The sequence below is a fragment of the Pseudomonas sp. S09G 359 genome (assembly GCF_002843605.1).
In the GTDB taxonomy this organism is placed as follows: domain Bacteria; phylum Pseudomonadota; class Gammaproteobacteria; order Pseudomonadales; family Pseudomonadaceae; genus Aquipseudomonas.
This window is the reverse complement of the sequence record NZ_CP025263.1, coordinates 6,760,701-6,767,894: the sequence shown is the minus strand read 5'-3', so window position 1 is coordinate 6,767,894 and position 7,194 is coordinate 6,760,701. Positions and strand designations below refer to the sequence as shown.

Below are 7,194 nucleotides of genomic sequence, written 5' to 3'. Positions count from 1 at the left end.
GTAGTTCGACAGGCCATGGGAAATCAATTCGACTTCCGGCAGCCATACGTTACGTTCACGGTCTTCACGCAGGCTGGCTTTGTACACCAGGCCAGACTTCTCGGAAGTGCGCAGGCGCACTTCGTATTGAGCCAACCAATTCTGCATGTGTGCGTGATCGCCCAACTGCTCCAGGCTCACGGAAGGCAGGTAGATGAAGTGCTCGGTCAGCTCCTGCGGGTACAGGCGCGACAGACGCTTGAGAGTCTTCATCACCATGCGGAAGTCGTTAACCAGACGCTCCAACGCCTCACCGGAAATGCCCGGGGCTTCGTCGTTCAAGTGCAGGCTGGCATCTTCCAGGGCCGACTGCGTCATGTACTCTTCCATGGCGTCGTCGTCTTTGATGTATTGCTTGCTTGCCCTTTTTCACTTTGTACAACGGCGGCTGAGCGATGTAGATGTAGCCACGCTCAATCAGCTCCGGCAACTGACGGAAGAAGAAGGTCAGCAGCAGGGTACGGATGTGCGAACCGTCGACGTCAGCATCGGTCATGATGATGATGTTGTGGTAGCGCAACTTGTCGATGTTGTACTCATCACGGCCGATACCGCAGCCCAGTGCCGTGATCAAGGTGCCGACTTCCTGGGAGGAAATCATCTTGTCGAAGCGTGCTTTCTCGACGTTGAGGATCTTACCCTTCAACGGCAGGATGGCCTGGGTGCGACGGTTACGACCCTGCTTGGCGGAACCGCCAGCAGAGTCACCTTCCACCAGGTACAGTTCGGAGAGGGCAGGGTCCTTCTCCTGGCAGTCGGCCAGCTTGCCGGCAGGCCAGCGATATCCAACGCGCCTTTACGGCGGGTCATCTCACGGGCTTTACGCGCCGCTTCACGGGCACGCGCCGCGTCGATCATCTTGCCGACAACCAGCTTGGCTTCGTTCGGGTTTTCCAACAGGAAGTCGGAGAAGTACTTGCCCATTTCCTGTTCCACTGCGGTCTTCACTTCGGAAGACACCAGCTTGTCTTTGTCTGGGAGCTGAATTTCGGGTCCGGCACTTTCACCGAAATAATCGCCGTCAGGCCTTCACGCGCATCGTCACCGGTGGTGGCAACTTTGTGCTTTTTGGCCAGGCCCTCGGCTTCGATGTAGGTGTTCAGGTTACGCGTCAACGCGGAACGGAAACCCACCAGGTGAGTACCGCCATCGCGTTGTGGAATGTTGTTGGTGAAGCACAACAGGTTCTCGTTGAAGCTGTCGTTCCACTGCAGGGCGATTTCCACGCCGATGCCGTCTTCCACGCTGGATGTTGAAGTGGAACACCTGGTTGACCGCAGTCTTGTTGGTGTTCAGGTATTCAACGAATGCGCGCAAGCCACCTTCGTACTTGAACAGTTTCTTCCTTGCCGCTGCGCTCGTCCTTGAGGACGATACCAACACCGGAGTTGAGGAAGGACAGCTCACGAATCCGCTTGGCCAGGATGTCCCAGCTGAAGTGGATGTTCTTGAAGGTTTCAGCCGATGGCTTGAAGTGGATCTGCGTACCGGTGGACTCACTGTCGCCAACGATTTTCATCGGTTCTTGTGGAACACCGTGGACGTAGGTCTGTTCCCAGATCTTGCCACTACGGCGCACCGTGAGGATCAGCTCTTCGGACAGAGCGTTCACCACCGACACACCTACACCGTGCAAACCACCGGAGACTTTATAGGAGTTGTCGTCGAACTTACCGCCGGCGTGGAGCACGGTCATGATGACCTCTGCCGCCGAAACGCCTTCTTCTTTGTGCACGTCTACCGGAATGCCGCGACCGTTGTCGCGCACGGTAATCGACTCATCCGGGTGGATGATAATGCTGATGTCGTCGCAGTGACCGGCCAGAGCTTCGTCGATGGAGTTGTCGACCACCTCGAACACCATGTGGTGCAGACCGCTACCGTCATCAGTGTCGCCAATGTACATACCGGGACGTTTGCGTACGGCATCCAAACCTTTCAGCACTTTAATGCTGGTCGAGTCGTACGTGTTTTCTTCGCTCATGCCTTCACTCCCGATGGTCGTGGGTCTGGGTGATACGGCCCTGTTCCACGTGGAACAAAGCAACTGGCGTTTCCGTCTGCCAGCCTTCCCTCAATAATTCGTGGTCTACACAGGTGATAAACACCTGGCAGCGTAAGTCTTCCAACAAACGGCATAACGCGCGACGGTGCTGCTCGTCGAGTTCGGACGGCAAGTCATCCACCAGATAAATACACTGCCCGCGCCGGGCCTGGCTAACCAGATGCCCTTGGGCAATACGCAGTGCGCATACCACCAACTTCTGCTGACCCCGGGACAGTATGTCCGCGGCATTGTGTGCGCCCAATCTAAGACGCAAATCAGCTCGTTGGGGGCCAGCCTGGGTATGGCCAATTTGCTGATCCCGCTGCAAGGACGTGGCGAGCACTGCACTCAGTTCACGCTCTTTGTCCCAACCACGGTAGTAACTCAGCGTCAGGCCCTCGAGGTCCAATAACTCACTCAAGGTCTGCTCAAAGACTGGTTTCAAGGCTTTGATATAGGCGCGGCGGTATTCATCTATTTCGTCACTGGCCAGGCACAGTTCCCGGTCCCAGGCCGCTTGCGAAGCGGCGTCAAGTGTACCATGCCGCAGCCATGAGTTCCGCTGCCGCAGGGCCTTCTGCAGGCGCTGCCAAGTGGCCATGAACCGTGGTTCCACGTGGAACACTCCCCAATCGAGGAATTGCCTGCGGATCTTTGGCGCGCCTTCCAACAGCCGGAAGCTGTCGGGGTTGATCAATTGCAGCGGCAGAATTTCTGCCAGCTGTGCGGCACTGCGGGCATTCTGGCCGTCTATGCGAATCTGAAACTCCCCACCGCGATCACGGGATATGCCCAGGGCACTGTGCCCACCTTCCGCCAGTTCGACTTGACCAAACACCGTACACGCCAATTGTTCGTACTGGATAACCGGCAGCAAACGAGCGCTGCGAAAGGAACGGGCAAGCCCCAGCAGATGTATGGCTTCCAGCACGCTGGTTTTGCCACTGCCGTTGGCGCCGTGGAGGATATTGATGCGGGGGGAGGGGGAGAAGGTCACCGGGTGCAGATTGCGCACCGCGGTGACCGAGACGCGACTGAGGGACATCTAGCTTCTGCTGAGCATGATTACAGGCGCATCGGCATAACAACGTAAGCCGAGTCGTCGTTATCGGATTCTTGCACCAGGGCGCTGCTATTGGAGTCCGACAGAATCAGGCGAACCTGTTCGGTGGTCATCACACCCAGCACGTCCAGCAAATAGCTCACGTTGAAGCCGATTTCCAGCGAGCCGCCGTTGTAGTCAACGCCCACTTCTTCTTCCGCTTCTTCCTGTTCCGGGTTGTTGGCCTGGATTTTCAGCTGACCGTTGGCCAGTTGCAGGCGAATACCGCGATACTTTTCGTTGGACAGAATCGCGGTACGGCTGAACGCTTCACGCAGGGCCTGGCGATCACCGAGCACCAGCTTGTCGCCGCCTTTAGGCAGTACGCGCTCGTAGTCCGGGAACTTGCCGTCGACCAGCTTGGAGGTGAAGGTGAATTCGCCGGTGGTCGCGCGGATGTGGTGCTGGCCCAGCACGATACTGACGTTGCCATCCGGCTCGGTGAGCAGGCGCGCCAATTCAAGGATACCTTTGCGCGGCACGATCACCTGGTGGCGATCCGGCTGGCCGATATCGGCACGCATCGAGCACATGGCCAGACGGTGACCGTCGGTGGCCACGGCGCGGATGATGCCTTCCGAGACTTCGAGCAACATACCGTTGAGGTAGTAACGCACGTCTTGCTGGGCCATGGCGAAGCTGGTGCGCTCGATCAAACGACGCAGCTTGCTTTGCTCCAGGCTGCAGGTCAGCGAACCCGGGCCTTCTTCAACCGTTGGGAAATCGTTGGCCGGCAAGGTCGACAGGGTGAAACGGCTGCGACCGGCCTTGACCACCAGCTTCTGCTCATCAACCTTGATGTCGATCAGCGCGTCGTTGGGCAGGCTCTTGCAGATATCCATCAGCTTGCGCGCCGGCACAGTGATCTCGCCCGGTTCCGCAGGCTCCTCCAGCTGCACACGACCAACCAGCTCGACTTCCAGGTCGGTACCGGTCAAAGACAATTGCTGGCCTTCGACCACCAGCAATACGTTGGAGAGCACCGGCAAGGTCTGTCGGCGCTCGACGACGCCTGCGACCAGTTGCAGGGGTTTCAACAGGGCTTCGCGTTGAATGGTGAAATGCATGGTCTAGTCCCTTGCCTTAATAAGCTGCGCTGGTGTCATCAAGTAGTCAGTGTACGCAGCAGGTTCTTGTAGTCCTCGCGAATATCCGCGTCGGATTCCTTAAGTTCGTTGATCTTGCGGCAGGCGTGCAACACCGTGGTGTGGTCGCGACCGCCAAACACATCACCGATTTCCGGCAGGCTGTGGTTGGTCAACTCCTTGGAGAGGGCCATGGCCACCTGACGGGGACGTGCCACCGAGCGCGAACGGCGCTTGGACAGCAGGTCGGAAATCTTGATCTTGTAGTACTCGGCCACGGTGCGTTGGATGTTATCCACACTCACCAGTTTGTCTTGCAGGGCCAGCAGGTCTTTCAGCGATTCGCGAATCAACTCGATGGTGATGTCGCGACCCATGAAGTGCGAATGCGCGATGACCCGCTTGAGCGCGCCTTCCAGCTCACGCACGTTGGAACGAATGCGTTGGGCGATGAAGAATGCAGCGTCGTGTGGCAGGTCGACTTTCGCCTGGTCGGCCTTCTTCATCAGGATCGCCACGCGGGTTTCCAGCTCCGGAGGCTCTACCGCAACGGTCAGGCCCCAGCCGAAGCGGGATTTGAGGCGCTCTTCCAGGCCTTCGATTTCCTTCGGGTAACGGTCACTGGTCAAGATGACCTGTTGGCCACCTTCGAGCAGGGCGTTGAAGGTGTGGAAGAACTCTTCCTGGGAACGTTCCTTGCGCGCGAAGAATTGAATGTCATCGATCAGCAAGGCATCAACCGAGCGGTAAAACCGCTTGAACTCGTTGATGGCGTTGAGCTGCAAGGCCTTGACCATGTCAGCCACGAAGCGCTCCGAGTGCAGGTACACGACCTTGGCATTCGGGTTCTTCTTTAATAGGTGGTTACCCACCGCGTGCATCAAGTGAGTCTTACCCAAACCCACGCCACCATAAAGGAACAGCGGGTTGTAGCCATGCTTGGGGTTATCGGCCACTTGCCAGGCGGCCGCGCGGGCCAACTGGTTGGACTTACCTTCGACGAAGTTCTCGAAGGTGAACGTGCGGTTCAGGTAGCTGGTGTGCTTGAGCGCACCTTCAACCTGCACGGTGCGCTGTTCGGCGCGTACCGGAGCCTGTTGCGAGCTGGCACCGGCCATCGGGTCGAAGCTGTCGCGCGACGGCTCTTCATTAATAGGCGCGTTTTTCTGCGACGCGGATTTCGAAGGCGCCTGGGCTACCGGGGCTGGCGAATTATTAACCGATGCCGCCGCAGCCTGAGCCTGCGAGGCACTTGCCGCCAATGGCGCATTCGGCGCAGCACGAGGTGCCGAGCTGCGTTTGCTGCCTATTAATAAGGAAAGCACGGGCGCGATGCCATTGCCGTGTTCATCGAGCAATTCGAGAACGCGGCTCAGGTACTTCTCGTTGACCCAGTCGAGAACGAAACGGTTAGGTGCATACACACGCAACTCGTCGCCTTCGGCTTCGACCTGTAGCGGACGGATCCAGGTGTTGAATTGCTGGGCAGGCAGCTCATCGCGCAAAAGCTCCACGCACTGCTGCCAAAGTTCCACTGACACGGATATCCCCTAAGTTGAAAGCCGGTGAGGCAAAAACAGCCGCCATTGTAGCGGCCAGCCGCCCACTTATCCACATGTAGGTTGCGCACAGGGCACCCAAAATCAATGTGTTAACCACAAAAAATGCGACCAGCGGTCTGTGCATAAGCTCTGTGGATAAGCCTGCCTAAGCTCGTTGTACAAGTGGGGTCGAAAGTCTGTGGGTAACTGGCCTGTGGATAACAACCCATTCCACCCACAGCTTATCCGACAGCGCAGCACAGGGATGGCACCGCTTTCCCCCGTAGTTGTCATTCTCTGTACATCAGGTGGAATATGGCCTCAAGGCACTTATCCACAGAGGAAGGCCTGCCTAGCTTTTATAAGCTTTACAGAAAAGCTTTAAATAACTTCCTTCTTTATTTTTATATCTATGGCACTGCACATGAAAGCCGAGCGGATAGAAAAGGTCGTGATGCCCTGTAAACATCTAATTAAAGGAAAAGCTGGTTGGAAATTGACCTAGAGGCTTGCTTTCTCTAGAATCGCCGGTCTCTTAAAACGGGGGCCATTCCGGCCCGTTGTGGACGAACCAGGTAACAACGCCATGAAACGTACTTTCCAACCAAGCACCATCAAACGCGCCCGTACTCACGGCTTCCGTGCTCGCATGGCTACCAAGAACGGCCGTGCTGTCCTGTCGCGTCGCCGCGCCAAAGGTCGTGCGCGTCTGGCAGTTTGATAATCCGGTACTGGTGGTGAGTCAGGACTTCAGTCGGGAAAAGCGTCTGCTAACCCCCCGGCACTTCAAGGCAGTCTTTGACTCCCCCACCGGCAAGGTTCCGGGGAAAAATCTCCTGCTCCTTGCGCGTAACAACGATCTTGATCACCCCCGTCTCGGGTTGGTGATTGGCAAGAAGAGCGTAAAGCTCTCCGTTGAGCGCAATCGCCTCAAGCGTCTGATGCGCGAATCGTTTCGCCTCCACCAGGACACTCTGGTTGGTTGGGATATTGTTATCGTCGCGCGCAAAGGCTTGGGGGATGTAGAAAACCCCGAATTGATTCAGCATTTCGGCAAGCTCTGGAAACGTCTGGCGCGTACCAACAAGCCAGCACCAGCAGTCAGCACCGAAACTGTAGGGGTAGACAGCACCGATGCGTAAACTGGCACTCGTTCCGATCCAGTTTTATCGCTATGCCATTAGTCCTCTGATGGCCAGCCACTGTCGTTTCTACCCCAGTTGTTCCTGCTACGCGTTAGAGGCCATAGAAAATCATGGTCTTCTGCGCGGTGGCTGGCTGACCTTTCGTCGTTTAGGTCGCTGTCATCCGTGGAATCCCGGTGGTTATGACCCGGTTCCACCTATCCCTACCTCCCGTTCTTCTTCGATGGCCGAGTAA

General features: G+C 57.0%; 6 protein-coding genes and 1 pseudogene. 3 read left to right on the top strand and 4 right to left on the bottom strand.

The window, feature by feature from the left end; genetic code table 11:
• The 4 genes and pseudogenes from CXQ82_RS31190 to dnaA form a co-directional block, all read right to left on the bottom strand.
• Positions 1-2,023 (bottom strand): annotated as a pseudogene (locus CXQ82_RS31190) (DNA gyrase subunit B); the annotation flags it as partial.
• Positions 2,024-2,027: 4 nt separating this feature from the next.
• Positions 2,028-3,131 (bottom strand): DNA replication/repair protein RecF, encoded by a 1,104-nt coding sequence (gene recF, locus CXQ82_RS31185; RefSeq protein WP_101265038.1) that lies wholly within the window; start codon positions 3,129-3,131, stop codon positions 2,028-2,030.
• A 20-nt stretch (positions 3,132-3,151) separates the two neighbouring features.
• Entirely contained in the window at positions 3,152-4,255 is a 1,104-nt protein-coding gene (dnaN, locus tag CXQ82_RS31180; RefSeq protein ID WP_003233598.1) for a DNA polymerase III subunit beta, read from the bottom strand.
• 38 nt (positions 4,256-4,293) lie between these two features.
• Entirely contained in the window at positions 4,294-5,814 is a 1,521-nt protein-coding gene (gene dnaA / locus CXQ82_RS31175; RefSeq protein ID WP_101265036.1) for a chromosomal replication initiator protein DnaA, read from the bottom strand.
• A gap of 586 nt (positions 5,815-6,400) precedes the next feature.
• On the opposite strand from dnaA, the gene rpmH reads away from it, so the two are divergent.
• Genes rpmH through yidD form a run of 3 tightly spaced genes read left to right on the top strand, consistent with a single transcriptional unit; the run spans position 6,401 to position 7,194 of the window.
• The gene (gene rpmH / locus CXQ82_RS31170) at positions 6,401-6,535 is read left to right on the top strand and encodes a 50S ribosomal protein L34 (protein WP_003213577.1); all 135 of its coding nucleotides are present in this window, start codon (positions 6,401-6,403) and stop codon (positions 6,533-6,535) included.
• A 16-nt stretch (positions 6,536-6,551) separates the two neighbouring features.
• Positions 6,552-6,956 (top strand): ribonuclease P protein component, encoded by a 405-nt coding sequence (rnpA, locus tag CXQ82_RS31165; RefSeq protein WP_053128141.1) that lies wholly within the window; start codon positions 6,552-6,554, stop codon positions 6,954-6,956.
• A complete protein-coding gene (gene yidD, locus CXQ82_RS31160) occupies positions 6,949-7,194 on the top strand; it encodes a membrane protein insertion efficiency factor YidD (protein WP_010207715.1) in 246 nt (81 codons plus the stop codon). Before rnpA ends, yidD begins: the two co-directional genes overlap by 8 nt.

Bases quoted from the DNA above. Each gene is read 5' to 3' on its own strand.
- recF (WP_101265038.1), bottom strand. From the start codon at position 3,131: ATGTCCCTCAGTCGCGTCTCGGTCACCGCGGTGCGCAATCTGCACCCG.
- dnaN (WP_003233598.1), bottom strand. From the start codon at position 4,255: ATGCATTTCACCATTCAACGCGAAGCCCTGTTGAAACCCCTGCAACTG.
- rpmH (WP_003213577.1), top strand. From the start codon at position 6,401: ATGAAACGTACTTTCCAACCAAGCACCATCAAACGCGCCCGTACTCAC.
- yidD (WP_010207715.1), top strand. From the start codon at position 6,949: ATGCGTAAACTGGCACTCGTTCCGATCCAGTTTTATCGCTATGCCATT.